This window comes from Aliiroseovarius sp. S2029, from assembly GCF_023195575.1.
In the GTDB taxonomy this organism is placed as follows: domain Bacteria; phylum Pseudomonadota; class Alphaproteobacteria; order Rhodobacterales; family Rhodobacteraceae; genus Aliiroseovarius; species Aliiroseovarius zhejiangensis.
Window position 1 is genome coordinate 128,423 of sequence record NZ_JALPQE010000003.1, and the last position, 15,973, is coordinate 144,395.

Here is a 15,973-nt window from a genome sequence, read left to right on the forward strand (position 1 = left end):
AGGGGTGCTGTTAGGTTGCGCGCAATTGCAGAGCCGGCGCGCCGTGCCTATTTTAAGACCAACACCACATGACCTTCTGAAAGGGGGATACCATGTCCATTCGTCCCGTTTTGTCAGCCACGCAGTCGAAACCCACGCTGGAAGGCGCGGGTGTTCACCTGCACCGCGCCTTTGGGTTTCACGAGCCGGAAGCCTATGACCCGTTCCTTCTGTTCGACGATTTCCGCAACGATGATCCGCGCCTGTCGGAGAAGGGCTTTCCATGGCACCCGCACCGAGGGATCGAGACGATCACCTATGTGCTGGCGGGCGAGGTCGAGCATGAAGACAGTCTCGGCAATGCGGGTCGTCTTGGTGCGGGGGATATCCAGTGGATGACGGCCGGGTCAGGGATCATGCATCAGGAAATGCCACATGCGAACGCGCGCGGGCAGATGCACGGGTTCCAGCTTTGGGCCAACCTGCCGCGCGATCTGAAGATGACCGCGCCGAACTATCAGGATGTGCCGTCGGTCGAAATACCGGTGGTCGAGGAAGACGATGGCACCAAGGTCCGCGTCATCGTCGGCGATTTCTGGGGCAAGTCTGGCCCGGTTGACGGGATTGCGGCGGACCCGCTTTATCTGGATATCAGCGTGCCAGCAGGCGTGACCAAGACGTTCCCCGTGGACACGCGTCGCCAGGCCTTTGCGTATGTTTTCGAAGGCGCGGGCGCGTTCACTGATGCTGCCGCACCCCAAGGTGTGCTGCTTGAAAAAGAGGTGATGGGGCAGGAGGTCAACATCCGCGATCTGTCCGGCAACCGCACCGTCGTGCGGTTTGGGGCAGGGGATGACGTGCGGGTGCAGGCCGGGCCGGAGGGCGTTCGTTTTCTGCTGGTCGCAGGTGCGCCGATCCGCGAGCCGGTGGCGTGGCACGGTCCCATCGTGATGAACACCAAGGACGAGCTGCGTCAGGCGATGGCCGATCTGCGCAACGGGACGTTCATTCAGCCCGCGCACTAGATCGTGCGTTAGATCACGTTACGGCGGCCCGGGTGTGATACTCGGGCCGGTCCCACAGGCGGTTCGACATGATGTCGGCAAGCGTCTCGACGGCGCGGTCCACATCACCTTCGTCGATGTAAAGCGGTGTGAAGCCGAACCGCATGATGTCTGGCGCGCGGAAATCCCCAATCACGCCGCGTACAATCAAGGCTTGCATGGCGGCATAGCCGTGCTCGAAAGCGAAACTGACCTGAGACCCGCGCGTCGCCGCCTCGCGCGGGCTGGCAAGGGTCAGGTCTGGGCAAGTCGCCTCGACCCCCGCGATGAAACGCTCGCACAATGCGACCGATTGCGTGCGCAGCGCGTCCATGTCGACCTGATCCCAGATATCCAGTGCCGCCTCCAGCGCGGCCATTTGCAAAACCGGCGGCGTGCCGACGCGCATCCGGTCGATGCCGGGGCCGGGGCGATAGTCGGGATCGAAGGCAAACGGTGAGTCGTGACCCAGCCACCCCGACAGCGCGGGCGCGACCTGATCGGCCAGTCGGGGTGCCACATAGATAAACGCGGGTGCGCCGGGGCCGCCATTCAGGTATTTATAGGTGCACCCGACCGCGAAATCCGCATCGGTGCCGCTGACATCCACCGCAAAAGCCCCCGCCGAGTGCGCCAGATCCCAGATCACCAATGCGCCGACCTTGTGTGCGGCCTTGATCAGGGCGGGCATGTCGTGCCGCCGACCGGTGCGGTAATCAACTTCAGTCAACATCAGGACCGCAAGGTCATCGCCGATGGCGTCGATCTGCGCGGCGACGTCCTTGGGGGCAGGGGTTTCAATCCGGTGGCCTTGGTCCAGCGACCGCACCAACCCTTCGGCCATGTAAAGGTCCGTGGGAAAGTTTCCGCTGTCAGACAGGATCACGCGGCGGTCGGGGCGCAGTTCCAGCGCCGAAGCCAGCGCCTGATAAACCTTGATTGACAGGGTGTCACCAACGACAGTCGTGCCCGGCGCTGCGCCGATCAACCGCCCAATCCGATCCCCCAAGGCGCGTGGCTGGTCCATCCAGCCTGCCTTGTTCCATCCGGTGATCAGCATCTCGCCCCATTCATCGCGCAGGCAGGCGGCCATCCGGTCTTGTGCGGCGACGGGCAGGGGGCCGAGCGAGTTGCCATCCAGATAGGTCACGCTGTCGGGCAGGGAAAACAGGGTTCGGGTCGCGTTGAAATCGGTCATGGGACACCTCGTCGCCGGGTTTCCGGCAGGGTAGGGATTTCCACATGCGGGGCAAGCGCAATCAGGCGCAAATGCCGTTGCACATCCCCATCAAGACGTTACAACTTCTGCAACGATAAACGATCAAAGGCCCCTCCCGAATGAGCCGACATTTGCGCTGGATTGACATGCCGCCGGTCTGGCTGGCCTTGATGGTCGCGCTGGCTTATGGGCTGGACCGGATCGCGCCGGGGCTGGGCTTCGGGTTTGAGGTCACGCGCGGGCTGGGCAATCTGTTGATCGTGCTTGGTCTTTGCCTGCTTGGGGTCGCGATATGGGAATTCATGCGTGCCCGCACCACGGTGATCCCCGGTCAGCAGCCAACGGCATTGCTGACGCGTGGCATCTATCGCTGGACGCGCAATCCGATCTATCTGGGCGACGCGATGATCCTGACGGGTCTCATACTTAGGTGGGATGTGCTGCCGGCGCTTCTGCTGGTGCCGGTGTTCACCACCATCATCACCAAGCGGTTCATTTTATGGGAAGAAGCGGCGCTGAGGGCCAAATTCGGACCCGCATTCGACGACTGGGCCGGGCAGGTGCGTCGCTGGATCTGACAACCCTGCTGCAAAGCAGCATTGCCCTGCAATGGGGAAGCGCGTATTGAAACAATATTGTCGCAATACGCTCCGTAACGATAGCATCTTGCGCCTGAGCCGCGTATAGGATGCGCAGGAAACCGCCGGGACCGGGGATGCCCCACGGTCGGCACACGACGGGAGAAGGAAGAGACTGTGAAGATCGGTGTACCCAAGGAAATATTCGAGGGCGAAAACCGGGTCGCAATGACCCCGGACAGCGCCAAAATGCTGCAAAAGCTGGGCTATGACTGCGTGATTGAAACCAAGGCCGGTGCGGCTGCGGGGTTCTCAGACGCAGCTTACAAAGAGGCAGGTGTCGAGGTCGTCAAGACCGCCGCCGCGCTTTGGAAAGCCGCAGACATTATCGCGAAAGTGCGCCCGCCCAACGATACGGAACTGAAACGGTTGTCGTCTGACAAAACGCTGATCAGCTTCTTCAACCCGGGTGGCAATGAAGACGGGATGGAAAAGGCCAAGGCGTCGGGTGCGACTGTCATCGCGATGGAAATGGTGCCGCGCATTTCGCGCGCGCAGAAGATGGACGCGCTGTCGTCCATGGCCAATATCGCGGGCTACCGCGCGGTGATCGAGGCGGGCAACAATTTCGGCCGCTTCTTTACCGGACAGGTGACGGCGGCAGGCAAAGTGCCCCCCGCCAAGGTTCTGGTGGTCGGCGCGGGTGTGGCCGGTCTGGCCGCGATCGGCACGTCCACATCGCTGGGCGCGATCACTTACGCGTTCGACGTGCGCCCGGAAGTGGCTGAACAGGTTGAATCGATGGGGGCCGAGTTCGTTTACCTCGATTTCGAGGAAGACCAGCAGGACGGCGCGGCGACGGGCGGTTACGCCTCGGTCTCCAGCCCCGAGTTCCGCGAGGCACAACTGGCCAAGTTCCGCGAGCTTGCCCCGGAAATGGACATCGTGATCACCACCGCGTTGATCCCCAATCGCGAGGCGCCCGAATTGTGGACCGAGGACATGGTGAAAGCCATGAAACCCGGCAGTGTCATCGTCGACCTTGCGGCCGAGAAGGGCGGCAACTGCAAACTGACCGTGCCGGACGAGAAGATCGTGACCGACAATGGCGTGACCATCATCGGCTATACCGATTTCCCGTCGCGCATGGCCGCGCAGGCGTCCAGCCTGTATGCCAACAACATTCGCCATATGATGACGGATCTGACGCCCGAAAAAGACGGCAAGATCAATCACGACATGGAAGATGACGTGATCCGGGGCGCGACCGTGACCCATCAGGGCGAGATTACATTCCCACCGCCACCACCCAAGGTGCAGGCGATTGCCGCCAAGCCCAAGGCTGCGGTGAAGGAACTGACGCCCGAAGAGAAGAAGGCGCAAGAGCTTGCCGCGTTCAAGGCACAGACCAAACAGCAGTTCACGCTTCTGGGTGTGGGCGGTGCGCTGATGCTGCTGGCAGGGCTTTATGCGCCAGCCAGTTTCATGCAGCACTTCATCGTGTTCGTTCTGGCCGTGTTTGTGGGCTTCCAGGTGATCTGGAATGTCTCGCATTCGCTGCACACACCGCTGATGGCGATCACCAACGCCATTTCGTCGATCATCATTCTGGGCGCGCTGATGCAGATCGGGACGGGGTCTTTCCTTGTCATCCTGCTGGCCGCGCTGTCGATCTTCATGGCGGGGATCAACATTTTCGGTGGCTTCCTCGTGACACGGCGCATGCTCGCCATGTTCCAGAAATCGTAAGGAGTAGAGGGTTATGGAATTTGGTTTCACCACAGCCGCTTATGTTGTCGCGGCAGTTCTTTTCATCCTCTCGCTTGGCGGTCTTTCGGGGCAGGAAAGCGCGAAACGGGCCGTGTGGTATGGCATTGTCGGTATGGCGCTGGCAATCTTTGCCACGCTGGTTGGCCCTGGCTCCGGCTTGTGGGTTCTGTCGATCATCCTGATCGCTGGCGGCGGTGTCATCGGCACCTATGTCGCGCAGAAGGTCCAGATGACCGAGATGCCGCAGCTTGTGGCCGCCATGCACTCGCTGGTTGGTCTGGCTGCCGTGTTCGTGGGCTATAACGCGCATATCGAACTGGGCAACGTGCTGGCGATGGACGATGCGGCCCGCGCGGGGCTTGAAGGCTTCGCCGGTCTGTTGGCCCACAAAACACCCGTTGAACAGAACATCCTGCGGATAGAGCTTTTCCTGGGCGTGTTCATCGGTGGCGTGACCTTCACCGGGTCGGTGATTGCCTATGGCAAACTGGCGGGCAAGGTCACATCGGCGGCGGAAAAGCTGCCCGGTGGGCATATGCTGAACGCGGGTGCTGCGATCCTGTCGCTGATCTGCCTGATCTGGTATTTCAACACCGGTGGGTTCTTCCCGCTGTTCGTGATGACACTGGCGGCCTTCTTCATCGGTTATCACCTGATCATGGGCATTGGCGGGGCTGACATGCCGGTGGTTGTGTCGATGCTGAACAGCTACTCGGGTTGGGCCGCGGCGGCGATTGGTTTCTCGCTGGGCAATGACCTGCTGATCGTGGTTGGTGCGCTGGTGGGCTCGTCCGGTGCGATCCTGTCCTACATCATGTGCAAGGCAATGAACCGGTCGTTCATCAGCGTGATTCTGGGCGGCTTCGGCGGCTCGGCCGGTCCCGCGATGGAAATCGAGGGCGAGCAGATCGCCATCGACGCCGAAGGTGTGGCGGCGGCTTTGGAAGACGCCGACAGCGTGGTGATCATCCCCGGTTACGGCATGGCGGTGGCCCAAGCTCAGCAGAACGTGGCCGAACTGACCCGCCGTCTGCGCGCCAAGGGCAAAGAGGTCCGCTTTGCGATCCACCCGGTCGCGGGCCGTCTGCCCGGTCACATGAACGTGCTGCTGGCGGAAGCCAAGGTGCCTTATGACATCGTGCTGGAAATGGACGAGATCAACGACGACTTCCCCGACACGGATGTCGCCATCGTCATCGGGTCGAACGACATCGTGAATCCGGCCGCTCAGGAAGACCCTAACAGCCCCATCGCCGGGATGCCGGTGCTGGAATGCTGGAAGGCCAAGCAGGTCTTCGTCTCGAAACGCGGGCAAGGCACCGGCTATTCCGGCATCGAGAACCCGCTGTTCTTCAAGGAAAACACGCGGATGTTCTATGGTGATGCGAAACAGTCGCTGGATACGTTGCTGACGATGATCAACTAAGCCAGCGCAGACCAAGTCAAACGCCCCCACGCAAGTTGGGGGCGTTTTTCGTTTCACGGGTCCGGCTTCCAACCGTCAGGCAAACGCGCTAAGCGGAAGGGATGAACCCTTCGCGCGGTATTGCATTGAAACTCGGCTCGGTGGCGTTCTTCATCTCGCTTCAGACGATGGTGAAGGCGGTGTCAGGTCATGTCCCGGCGGGCGAGGCGGTGTTCTTCCGCTCGCTCTTTGCGCTGCCCGTGATCCTTGCCTGGCTGGCATACGAGGGGCGGTTGCATTCGGCCCTGCGCACCACGAATCCCTGGGGGCATATCAGCCGCGGCACAGTGGGTGTGCTGGCCATGGGGCTGAGCTTCACCGCGCTTGGCTATCTGCCACAAACCGAGGTCACGGCGATCTTCTATGCCGCGCCCATCATCACCGTGGTGCTTGCGGCGATTTTTCTGGGCGAACAGGTGCGCATGGTGCGGATCGGTGCCGTTCTGGCCGGGTTGGTCGGCGTCATGGTGATCCTGTGGCCGCGACTGGAGGGGTTTGGTGGCAGCGCCGAAGATGACACGCTGAGAGCCTTCGGCGCGGTCCTGGCCCTGATCGCCGCCTGTTGCGTAGCGGTGGCAAAGATCCTTGTGCGCAAGTTGGTGGGCATTGACCCACCTTCGACCGTGGTGATCTATGCCTCGCTCACGGCGGTGTTCCTGTCGCTGCTGACCGTGCCCTTCGGTTGGGTCTGGCCCACAGGGTGGGAGTTCGCGCTGTTGCTGGGGGCCGGGCTGGCCGGGGGGGTGGGTCAATTGATGCTGACCACGGCCTATACCCATGCCGATGCCTCGACCATCGCGCCGTTTGACTATACCTCGATGATCTTCGCGCTCGCGTTCGGATATGTCTTTTTCGGAGAGCTGCCGACGTTGCAAATGCTGGCTGGTGCGGGGATCGTCGTCATGGCCGGGCTGGTGATCATCTGGCGCGAAAGCAAGCTGGGGCGCGACCGGTCAATCTCACGCGCGGTCAGCCCGCCCGGCAGTTGATCGCGCACCGGGGTCGCACGTGGCGCGAATTCTCTGGAAAACCAATGAAAAGCTGGCTATCCTGTGCGCAATGACCCGCATCAGACGGGCGAATGAGGATCAGTGGCAGAGATAACCCGAAAACGGGACCTGCTGTTGGTAAGAACGAGCGGTACAGACAAGTGGCAGGCATTTTCCCATGACAGAGATGGTATATGGCGCGGTTCCCGCGCGCGACGGCGACCCCATTCTTCCCCGGTGGTGGCGCACGATCGACAAGTGGTCGGTGTCCTGCATCCTGATCCTGTTCGGGATCGGCATTCTGCTGGGGCTGGCAGCGTCGCCCCCCTTGGCTGAACGCAATGGGCTTGAGCAATTTCATTACGTACAACGCCAGTTGATCTTCGGCGTGACCGCGCTGGTCACGTTATTCGCCACAACGATGATGAGCCCCCGCATGGTGCGCCGGCTTGGCGTGCTGGGGTTTGTGATTGCGCTGGTTGCGGTGATGCTCTTGCCGGTTCTTGGCACCGATTTCGGCAAGGGCGCGGTGCGCTGGTATTCACTGGGTTTCGCCTCGGTCCAGCCGTCCGAGTTTCTGAAACCCGGTTTCGTCGTCGTTGCCGCGTGGCTGATGGCTGCGAGCCAGGAAATCAATGGCCCGCCGGGGCGCTCGATGTCACTGGCGCTGGTGCTGGTGATCGTGGGCTTCCTTGCGCTGCAACCGGATTTCGGGCAGGCCGCATTGGTGCTTTTTGGCTGGGGTGTCATGTATTTTCTGGCCGGTGCGCCGATCCTGTTTCTGGCGGCTGCTGCCGGGGTGGTCGTGTTGGGCGGGATGTTCGCCTATAACAACTCCGAGCACTTTGCCCGCCGCATCGACGGGTTTCTGAGCCCGGATGTGGACCCGACAACGCAGCTTGGCTATGCCACCAACGCGATCCGCGAAGGCGGGTTCTTCGGCGTCGGTGTGGGCGAGGGGCAGGTGAAATGGTCGCTGCCGGACGCGCACACGGATTTCATCATCGCGGTTGCTGCCGAGGAATATGGGCTGATCCTGGTTCTGGTCATTATTGCGCTTTATGCCACCGTCGTGGTGCGCAGCTTCCTGCGCCTGATCCATGAACGCGACACGTTCATCCGGCTGGCAGGGTCCGGTCTGGCCGCGATGTTTGGCATTCAGGCATTGATCAATATGGGCGTGGCTGTCCGCCTTCTGCCCGCCAAAGGCATGACACTGCCATTTGTCAGCTATGGCGGGTCCTCCCTGATTGCCGGTGGGATTGCACTTGGCATGCTTTTGGCGTTTACCCGCACCCGGCCACAGGGCCGTATGCAGGACGTATTCGCAAACAGGCAAGGACGATGAGCGACGCCAAACCCCTTCTTGTCATTGCCGCTGGGGGCACCGGCGGCCACATGTTTCCCGCACAAGCCTTGGCCGAGGCGATGCTGCGCAAAGGCTGGCGGGTGAAACTGTCGACCGACGCGCGGGGCGCGCGCTACACGGGCGGCTTTCCCCATGTGGTCGAGATTGAGGAAGTGTCTTCCGCGACCTTCGCGCGCGGCGGGATGCTGGCCAAGGCGATGGTGCCCGCCCGGATTGGCGCGGGCATCATGGGTGCGATCCTGAAAATGCGCCGCGACAAGCCCAAGGCGGTTGTTGGTTTCGGCGGCTATCCGACGATTCCCGCTCTGACTGCGGCCAAGGTGTTGAACCTGCCGCGCATGATCCATGAACAAAATGGCGTGTTGGGGCGGGTGAACAAGATCTTCGCCACGCGCGTCAATGCGGTGGCTTGTGGCACCTGGCCGACCGACCTGCCCGAAGGCGCGAACCCTGTCTATACCGGCAATCCGGTCCGGTCAGGGGTGCTGGCCCGCGAAACCGCGGGCTATATCGCGCCGGGCGATTATCCCATGTCGATCCTTGTCATTGGCGGATCACAAGGTGCGCGTGCCTTGTCAGATACGGTGCCACCTGCCATCGCCGCGTTGCCCGAGGGGCTTTTGCAGCATATCTCGGTCAGCCATCAGGCCCGCGAGGAAGATATGGAGCGGGTCAGCGCGTTCTACACCGAACATGGTATCCGCGCCGATGTGCAACCCTTTTTCACCGACATTCCGCGCCGCATGTCCGAAGCCCAACTGGTGATCAGCCGGGCCGGTGCGTCCTCGGTGGCGGATATTTCGGTGATCGGCCGCCCCTCGATCCTTGTGCCCTATCCGCATGCGACCGACGACCACCAGACCGCAAACGCACGCGGGTTGGTCGAAGCGGGCGCTGCGATCCTGATCCCCGAAAGCCGCCTTGACGTCGAGACTCTGTCCGAGCAAATCACAACGGTTCTGGACAATCCCGAAGGCGCCATGCGAATGTCGCGCGCCGCGCAGGGGCAGGCCCGCCCCGACGCGACCGTCGCTCTGGTGGAGCTGGTTGAACATCTGGCGGGCGGCCCCCAAACGACCTGACCGACCGCAGACAAGGTCGGGCATATCGCACGAGTGAAAGGTAGCCACATGAACGCAGCAGCGACCAAATTGCCCATCGAGATGGGGATGATCCACTTTGTCGGCATTGGTGGCATCGGCATGTCGGGCATCGCAGAGGTGCTGCTCAATCACGGTTATCGGGTGCAGGGGTCGGATCTGAAAACCTCGAAGATCACCGATCGGCTGGCGGAGTTGGGCGCTGAAATCTTCGTCGGACAAAAGGCCGAGAACCTGGCCAATGCCGAAGTTGTCGTGATCTCGTCCGCGATCAAACCGGGCAACCCGGAACTGGACGCCGCCCGTGCCCGTGGCCTGCCCGTGGTGCGCCGGGCCGAAATGCTGGCCGAACTGATGCGCCTGAAATCCAACATCGCGGTGGCTGGCACACATGGCAAGACGACCACCACCACCATGGTGGCCGAGCTTCTGGTGCATGGCGGCATTGATCCCACCGTGATCAATGGCGGCGTCATCCACGCCTATGGCTCGAATGCGCGGATGGGGCAGGGCGAATGGATGGTGGTCGAGGCCGATGAAAGCGATGGCACGTTCAACCGTTTGCCCGCGACCATCGCCATCGTCACCAATATCGACCCTGAACACATGGAACATTGGGGCGACTTCGACACGCTGCGGCAGGGCTTTCTGGATTTCGTCTCGAACATTCCGTTTTACGGGCTGGCGGTCTGTTGCACCGACCACCCCGAGGTTCAGTCGCTGGTCGGCAAGATCACGGACCGCCGCGTCGTGACCTATGGGTTCAACGCGCAGGCCGATGTGCGGGCTGTGAACCTGACCTACAAAGGCGGCGTCGCTCATTTCGACATTGAACTGCACAATGAAGGCACCCGTATCGACGGCTGCACCCTGCCGATGCCGGGGGATCACAATGTCTCGAACGCGCTGTCAGCGGTGGCGGTCGCGCGACATCTGGGCATGAAGCGGGACGAAATTCGCGCGGCATTGGCCAGTTTCGGTGGCGTGAACCGGCGTTTTACGAAAGTGGGCGAGGTGAACGGCGTCACCATCATCGACGATTATGGTCACCACCCGGTGGAAATTGCCGCTGTCCTGAAGGCCGCCCGCCAAGCGACCGAGGGGCGCGTGATTGCCGTGCACCAACCGCACCGCTATTCGCGCCTGCACGGTCTGTTTGAAGATTTCTGCGCCTGTTTTAACGAAGCCGATGTGGTCGGCATCGCCGATGTCTATGCCGCTGGCGAAGACCCGATTGAAGGCGCTAGCCGTGACGATTTGGTCGCCGGTCTGGTGCGCCATGGCCACCGCCACGCCATTGCCATCCCTGATGAGGATGCGCTGACGGCTTTGGTGAAAGATCACGCTAAGCCGGGCGATCTGGTGGTCTGCCTTGGGGCCGGGACGATCAGCGCCTGGGCCAACAACCTGCCCGCGCGGCTGTCATGACACGGCCCGCGCCATGAGCCCTGCGCTGATCGCCGCTGCCCTTTGGGTGATTGCCGCCAGCGCCGTGGCGTTTTTGCCGATGCGCCGCCAGTTTGCACCGGGCTTTGTGCTGCTGGCCGCCGCCCCTGTGCTGATCATCTGGATCGGTGCGGTGAACGGTTGGATATGGTCAGCTATCGGGCTGGCGGCGTTCATATCCATGTTTCGCCGCCCGCTTTGGTATCTGGGTCGAAAGGCCTTGGGGCGCGTATGACTCTCTCGTTGATCCTGGCCTGTTTCTGGGCTGTGGTGGCACAGATCATCGCGCTGTTTCCGTCGCGCGATCATCATTGGCGGGCAGCTTACGTCTTGATCGCCGTGGGCATTCCGCTATTGGGTTACGTGGTTTATCAAAACGGGCCACTGGTCGGGATACTGGTCATGATCGCAGCGATGTCGATCCTTCGCTGGCCGGTGATTTATCTGATCCGGTGGCTGCGCAAGACACGAGGCTGACGTGACCCATCCAAGCAAGATCGAAACACGCGGCGCTTTGGTTCAGGACAAGGACTTGTCTGCCCTGACATGGCTGCGCGTGGGCGGGCCTGCCGACTGGTTTTTCATGCCAGCGGATGAGGATGATCTGGCGCAGTTCCTTGCCGCGCTTGACCCCGACGTGCCGGTTTTTCCGATGGGGGTCGGGTCGAACCTGATCGTGCGCGATGGCGGCATTCGTGGTGTGGTGATCCGGTTGGGGCGCGGCTTCAACAGTATTGAGATTGATGGCACCCGTGTCACCGCAGGCGTCGCCGCGCTGGATGCCCATGTGGCGCGCAAGGCAGCCGAGGCGGGCGTTGACCTGACCTTCCTGCGGACCATCCCCGGTGCCATTGGCGGCGCGGTAAGGATGAATGCGGGCTGCTATGGGTCATACGTGGCGGACGTGTTTGTCGAAGCGCAGGCAATTACGCGCGAGGGTGAGCGGGTGACATTGACTGCCGATGACCTGAAATTTCAATACCGTCAGACTGACCTTCCCGAGGGGTGGATCATCACCAGCGCGATATTTGAAGGCTCAACAGGCGATCCTGCCGCGCTCGCCGCCCGGATGGAGGCGCAACTGGCCAAACGGGATGAAACCCAACCCACCAAGGACCGCACCGCCGGATCGACCTTCCGCAACCCGGCGGGCTACAGCTCGACCGGGCGCGCCGATGACAGTCACGAGCTGAAAGCGTGGAAGGTGATCGAGGATGCCGGGATGCGCGGGGCCACGCGGGGTGGGGCGCAGATGAACCCGATGCACGCGAATTTCCTGACCAACACCGGCGACGCCACTGCCGCGGACCTTGAAGGATTGGGCGAAGAGGTCAGAAAAAAGGTTTACGAACACAGTGGCATAGAGCTAGTATGGGAAATCATGCGCGTGGGTGAATTGGCAGAGAAATAAGCCAACGGACGCGCGCAGATACTGGGGTCGGGCAGGCCCTTCAGATCCGGTCGAAAAGAACCGGTGACAAGGGGCAAACGCCCTTGCAAACAAGGGGCGCAAAGCCCTGCGCAAAGGGGCGGTACAGCCTTCGATAAAGATAAACACCGCGCGCAAAGTGCGGATCGGCGCCGGAAACGGCTGGGCAGTTGGTCGCATCGCGCGATCAGGGACGAGGCAAAAGCAGGCATGTCGGGCAAGACAGTCTCGAAAGTTGTGGTTCTTCTGGGCGGTCAATCGGCCGAGCGGGAGGTTTCGCTGAGCTCCGGGCGCGAATGCGTCGCGGCGCTGAAAGGCGAGGGCTATGACGTGACCCCCATCGACGCCGGTCCTGACCTGTCCGAACGCCTGCGGGCCGAGGCCCCCGATGTCGTGTTCAACGCGCTGCATGGCCGTTGGGGCGAAGATGGCTGCGTGCAGGGCCTGCTTGAGTGGCTGCAAATTCCCTATACCCATTCCGGTGTGCTGGCGTCCTCGCTCGCGATGGACAAGGAGCGCGCGAAAGACGCCTATCGCGCCGCAGGCCTGCCGGTGGTCGACAGCGTTCTGGCACCGGCGGACGAGGTGCGCGCCCGCCACGTGATGGAGCCGCCCTATGTGGTGAAGCCCTTTAACGAAGGCAGCTCGGTCGGGATTTACATTGTGAAGGACGGCGCGAACACGCCCCCGCAACTGGCCCCGACCATGCCCGATACGGTGATGGTGGAAACCTATGCGCCAGGGCGTGAGCTGACCACGACCGTGATGGGCGACCGGGCGCTTGGCGTGACCGATATCCTGACCGATGGCTGGTATGACTATGACGCGAAATATGCCGAGGGCGGTTCGCGCCACATCATGCCTGCCGACATCCCCGCCGAGATCGAAGCCGCCTGTCTGGACTACGCGTTGCGGGCGCATGAAGTCTTGGGGTGTCGCGGTGTCAGCCGCACCGATTTCCGCTGGGACGAGGCGCGCGGGCTGGATGGGTTGATCCTGCTGGAAACCAACACGCAGCCGGGCATGACGCCCACGTCGCTTGCGCCTGAACAGGCGGCCCATCACGGGATCAGCTTTGGCCAGTTCTGTGCCTGGATGGTGGAGGATGCCTCATGCGATCGCTGATGCGCAAACCCCGCCCCGCGCGCGGCTATCATTCCGTCGCCGCGCCACGTCCGCCGCAGGCCGGGGGCGGGGCATCAGATGCCGCGCCGACCCATCGTGACCCGGCGCCTTCGCGCCTGGCCTACAAGGCGCATCGCTTGTGGCTGACCCCGACCTTCCGGACTTTGCTGCGGGTCGGGTTGCCGGTCGGGCTTGTGTTGCTGGCGGTGGGACTTTACTTCGCCAACCCGGACAATCGCACCCATCTTGTCGACACTTACACCCAGATCCAGCGGTCGGTGCAGGAGCGTCCTGAGTTCATGGTCAAGCTGATGGCGGTCGAGGGCGCAACGCCGGTGGTGGCCGACGCGGTGCGCGACATGCTGCCCATCGACTTCCCGATTTCCAGCTTCGATCTGGATCTTGAGGCGATGCGGTTGGAGCTTACGAAATTGGACGTTGTCGAAAAAGCCGCCTTGCGGGTGCGCCCCGGTGGCGTGCTTGAGGTGGCGATCACCGAACGCCAGCCGGTCATCATCTGGCGCCACGATGGCATCCTTGATCTGCTGGACCGCAGCGGCCATCGGGTGGCCAGCCTGATCACGCGCAATGGCCGGTCGGACCTGCCGCTGATCGCGGGCGCGGGCGCGAACCAGGCTGTGGACGAGGCGCTGGCGCTGATCGAAACGGCGCGCCCGCTCGGGCCGTCGCTGCGCGGCCTCGTGCGGGTTGGCGAGCGCCGTTGGGACGTGGTTCTGGCCACGAAACAGCGCATCCTCTTGCCCGAACACGACTCCGTGGCCGCCTTGGAGCAGGTGATCGCCCTGGATCAAGCGCAAGAGGTGATGGCCCGCGACCTGACCGTGGTCGACATGAGAAACCCCCTGAGACCGACGCTTCGACTGGGTGAGCCAGCCGTCGAAGAGTTGCGCCGCATTCGAACGTTAGAATTTGGAGCCGACGACCAATGACCGACATTTACAGCCAGCAGCGCGCCATGCGCGCCATGCGCGAAGCCGCCATGCAGCGAGGTGTGATCGCCATTCTGGACATCGGCAGCTCTAAAATCGCCTGCCTGATCCTGCGCTTTGACGGGCCGGACCAGTTTCGCGAAAGCGATGGGGTGGGCAGCCTGGCCGGGCAAAGCGCGTTTCGTGTGATCGGGGCGGCGACCACGCGGTCGCGCGGGGTGCGGTTCGGCGAAATCGACGCCATGCAGGAAACCGAACGCGCCATCCGCACCGCCATTCAGGCAGCACAAAAAATGGCCAACATTCGCGTCGATCATGTGATCGCCTGCTTCTCGGGTGCCAATCCGCGCAGCTATGGTCTGGATGGTGTGGTCGAACTGAACAACGCGGCTGTCACCGAAGACGACGTGGCGCGGGTGCTGGCCGCTTGTGACATGCCCGACATCGGCGAAGGGCGCGAAGTGTTGCACGCCCAGCCGGTCAATTTCGCGCTGGATCACCGGTCGGGGCTGAACGACCCACGCGGGCAGATCGGCAACCGGCTGGCGGTGGACATGCATGTGCTGACCGTTGATTCAGCGGTCATTCAGAACCTGCTTTACTGCATCAAACGCTGCGATCTTGAATTGGCGGGGCTGGCGAGTTCGGCCTATGTGTCCGGCATTTCGGCACTGGTCGAGGACGAGCAGGAACTGGGCGCGGCCTGCATTGATCTGGGCGGCGGGTCAACGGGCCTGTCCATCTTCATGAAGAAGCACATGATCTATTCCGACAGCGTGCGGCTGGGCGGGGATCACGTGACCTCGGACATCTCGAAGGGGTTGCAGGTGCCGCTGTCGACGGCGGAACGGATCAAGACCTTCTATGGTGGTGTCGTGGCAACCGGCATGGATGATCGCGAGATGATCGAGATCGGTGGCGACACCGGTGATTGGGAACATGACCGGCGCACGGTCAGCCGGGCCGAGCTGATCGGCATCATGCGCCCGCGCGTCGAAGAGATTTTGGAAGAGGTTCGGGCCTGTCTGGATGCGTCCGGGTTCGAGCATCTGCGCAGCCAGCAGATCGTGTTGACCGGTGGCGGCAGCCAGATCCCCGGGCTGGACGGGCTGGCCCCGAAAATTCTGGGCCAGCAGGTGCGCATCGGGCGCCCGCTGCGGGTGCAGGGTCTGCCGCAGGCGGCGACGGGGGCGGGTTTTGCCTCAGCGGTCGGGCTGTGTCTGTTCGCCGCCCATCCGCAGGACGAATGGTGGGATTTCGACATTCCGGCCGAAAGCTACCCGGCGCGCAGCCTGCGCCGGGCCTTCCGGTGGTTCAAGGACAATTGGTAAGAAGACCTCGATTGCACCAATATACGGTGTGTTCGGCGAAATCCTGCTGAAATCGCCTGCGATTGCTCAATATTTTGCGGCATTGCGCCCCTTTAGGGCGTGACGAAAGGCGGTTTTTTGGGGTAACATGGACAAAACGAGGCAGAAACCGGCGATTCAGTCGGAAATAATTGACAGTAT

The 15,973-nt window shown here is 62.2% G+C and carries 15 protein-coding genes; 14 read left to right on the forward strand and 1 reads right to left on the reverse strand.

All coding sequences use genetic code 11. The features are described from left to right. Positions 1 to 92: 92 nt before the first annotated feature. The gene (locus MUY21_RS07520; RefSeq protein ID WP_248409707.1) at positions 93 to 1,004 is read left to right on the forward strand and encodes a pirin family protein; all 912 of its coding nucleotides are present in this window, start codon (positions 93 to 95) and stop codon (positions 1,002 to 1,004) included. Positions 1,005 to 1,017: 13 nt separating this feature from the next. Here the strand turns inward: MUY21_RS07520 and kynU are convergent, their stop codons facing one another. After that, on the reverse strand, positions 1,018 to 2,220 hold the full coding sequence (kynU, locus tag MUY21_RS07525; protein ID WP_248409708.1) for a kynureninase: 1,203 nt from the start codon (positions 2,218 to 2,220) through the stop codon (positions 1,018 to 1,020). A 140-nt stretch (positions 2,221 to 2,360) separates the two neighbouring features. Between kynU and MUY21_RS07530 the strand changes: the two genes are divergently transcribed. The 13 genes from MUY21_RS07530 to ftsA all read left to right on the forward strand — a co-directional run bounded on the left by MUY21_RS07530 (position 2,361) and on the right by ftsA (position 15,793). Further along, positions 2,361 to 2,819, forward strand: coding sequence for an isoprenylcysteine carboxylmethyltransferase family protein (locus tag MUY21_RS07530; protein WP_248409709.1), 459 nt, complete (start codon positions 2,361 to 2,363; stop codon positions 2,817 to 2,819). 177 nt (positions 2,820 to 2,996) lie between these two features. Next, the gene (locus tag MUY21_RS07535) at positions 2,997 to 4,568 is read left to right on the forward strand and encodes a Re/Si-specific NAD(P)(+) transhydrogenase subunit alpha (protein WP_248409710.1); all 1,572 of its coding nucleotides are present in this window, start codon (positions 2,997 to 2,999) and stop codon (positions 4,566 to 4,568) included. Between the two features lie 13 nt (positions 4,569 to 4,581). Next, positions 4,582 to 6,015 (forward strand): NAD(P)(+) transhydrogenase (Re/Si-specific) subunit beta, encoded by a 1,434-nt coding sequence (locus MUY21_RS07540; RefSeq protein WP_248409711.1) that lies wholly within the window; start codon positions 4,582 to 4,584, stop codon positions 6,013 to 6,015. A 101-nt stretch (positions 6,016 to 6,116) separates the two neighbouring features. Continuing rightward, positions 6,117 to 7,043, forward strand: coding sequence for a DMT family transporter (locus MUY21_RS07545; RefSeq protein WP_248409712.1), 927 nt, complete (start codon positions 6,117 to 6,119; stop codon positions 7,041 to 7,043). Positions 7,044 to 7,221: 178 nt separating this feature from the next. Further along, complete coding sequence (ftsW, locus tag MUY21_RS07550; RefSeq protein ID WP_248409713.1) at positions 7,222 to 8,391, forward strand: putative lipid II flippase FtsW; 1,170 nt, start codon at positions 7,222 to 7,224, stop codon at positions 8,389 to 8,391. Continuing rightward, positions 8,388 to 9,494: an undecaprenyldiphospho-muramoylpentapeptide beta-N-acetylglucosaminyltransferase gene (gene murG / locus MUY21_RS07555; RefSeq protein ID WP_248409714.1), complete on the forward strand. Its 1,107-nt coding sequence runs from the start codon at positions 8,388 to 8,390 to the stop codon at positions 9,492 to 9,494. Before ftsW ends, murG begins: the two co-directional genes overlap by 4 nt. 48 nt (positions 9,495 to 9,542) lie before the next feature. Then, the gene (gene murC / locus MUY21_RS07560; RefSeq protein WP_248409715.1) at positions 9,543 to 10,940 is read left to right on the forward strand and encodes a UDP-N-acetylmuramate--L-alanine ligase; all 1,398 of its coding nucleotides are present in this window, start codon (positions 9,543 to 9,545) and stop codon (positions 10,938 to 10,940) included. Between the two features lie 13 nt (positions 10,941 to 10,953). Further along, positions 10,954 to 11,193 carry a DUF2484 family protein gene (locus MUY21_RS07565; RefSeq protein WP_248409716.1) on the forward strand — a complete coding sequence of 80 codons (240 nt, stop codon included), beginning with the start codon at positions 10,954 to 10,956 and terminating at the stop codon, positions 11,191 to 11,193. Further along, positions 11,190 to 11,435 (forward strand): DUF2484 family protein, encoded by a 246-nt coding sequence (locus tag MUY21_RS07570; protein WP_248409717.1) that lies wholly within the window; start codon positions 11,190 to 11,192, stop codon positions 11,433 to 11,435. The genes MUY21_RS07565 and MUY21_RS07570 overlap by 4 nt, the downstream gene beginning before the upstream one ends. Before the next feature lies 1 nt (position 11,436). Further along, positions 11,437 to 12,369, forward strand: coding sequence for a UDP-N-acetylmuramate dehydrogenase (gene murB, locus MUY21_RS07575; protein ID WP_248409718.1), 933 nt, complete (start codon positions 11,437 to 11,439; stop codon positions 12,367 to 12,369). 228 nt (positions 12,370 to 12,597) lie between these two features. Further along, complete coding sequence (locus tag MUY21_RS07580; protein ID WP_248409719.1) at positions 12,598 to 13,512, forward strand: D-alanine--D-alanine ligase; 915 nt, start codon at positions 12,598 to 12,600, stop codon at positions 13,510 to 13,512. Continuing rightward, entirely contained in the window at positions 13,500 to 14,462 is a 963-nt protein-coding gene (locus MUY21_RS07585; protein ID WP_248409720.1) for a cell division protein FtsQ/DivIB, read from the forward strand. Before MUY21_RS07580 ends, MUY21_RS07585 begins: the two co-directional genes overlap by 13 nt. Continuing rightward, positions 14,459 to 15,793, forward strand: coding sequence for a cell division protein FtsA (gene ftsA, locus MUY21_RS07590; RefSeq protein ID WP_191284600.1), 1,335 nt, complete (start codon positions 14,459 to 14,461; stop codon positions 15,791 to 15,793). The genes MUY21_RS07585 and ftsA overlap by 4 nt, the downstream gene beginning before the upstream one ends. Positions 15,794 to 15,973: the final 180 nt, after the last annotated feature.

Bases quoted from the DNA above. Each gene is read 5' to 3' on its own strand.
- murG (WP_248409714.1), top strand. From the start codon at position 8,388: ATGAGCGACGCCAAACCCCTTCTTGTCATTGCCGCTGGGGGCACCGGC.
- MUY21_RS07570 (WP_248409717.1), top strand. From the start codon at position 11,190: ATGACTCTCTCGTTGATCCTGGCCTGTTTCTGGGCTGTGGTGGCACAG.
- MUY21_RS07530 (WP_248409709.1), top strand. From the start codon at position 2,361: ATGAGCCGACATTTGCGCTGGATTGACATGCCGCCGGTCTGGCTGGCC.
- ftsW (WP_248409713.1), top strand. From the start codon at position 7,222: ATGACAGAGATGGTATATGGCGCGGTTCCCGCGCGCGACGGCGACCCC.
- ftsA (WP_191284600.1), top strand. From the start codon at position 14,459: ATGACCGACATTTACAGCCAGCAGCGCGCCATGCGCGCCATGCGCGAA.
- MUY21_RS07520 (WP_248409707.1), top strand. From the start codon at position 93: ATGTCCATTCGTCCCGTTTTGTCAGCCACGCAGTCGAAACCCACGCTG.
- murC (WP_248409715.1), top strand. From the start codon at position 9,543: ATGAACGCAGCAGCGACCAAATTGCCCATCGAGATGGGGATGATCCAC.
- MUY21_RS07540 (WP_248409711.1), top strand. From the start codon at position 4,582: ATGGAATTTGGTTTCACCACAGCCGCTTATGTTGTCGCGGCAGTTCTT.
- MUY21_RS07545 (WP_248409712.1), top strand. From the start codon at position 6,117: ATGAACCCTTCGCGCGGTATTGCATTGAAACTCGGCTCGGTGGCGTTC.
- kynU (WP_248409708.1), bottom strand. From the start codon at position 2,220: ATGACCGATTTCAACGCGACCCGAACCCTGTTTTCCCTGCCCGACAGC.
- MUY21_RS07580 (WP_248409719.1), top strand. From the start codon at position 12,598: ATGTCGGGCAAGACAGTCTCGAAAGTTGTGGTTCTTCTGGGCGGTCAA.
- MUY21_RS07585 (WP_248409720.1), top strand. From the start codon at position 13,500: ATGCGATCGCTGATGCGCAAACCCCGCCCCGCGCGCGGCTATCATTCC.
- MUY21_RS07565 (WP_248409716.1), top strand. From the start codon at position 10,954: ATGAGCCCTGCGCTGATCGCCGCTGCCCTTTGGGTGATTGCCGCCAGC.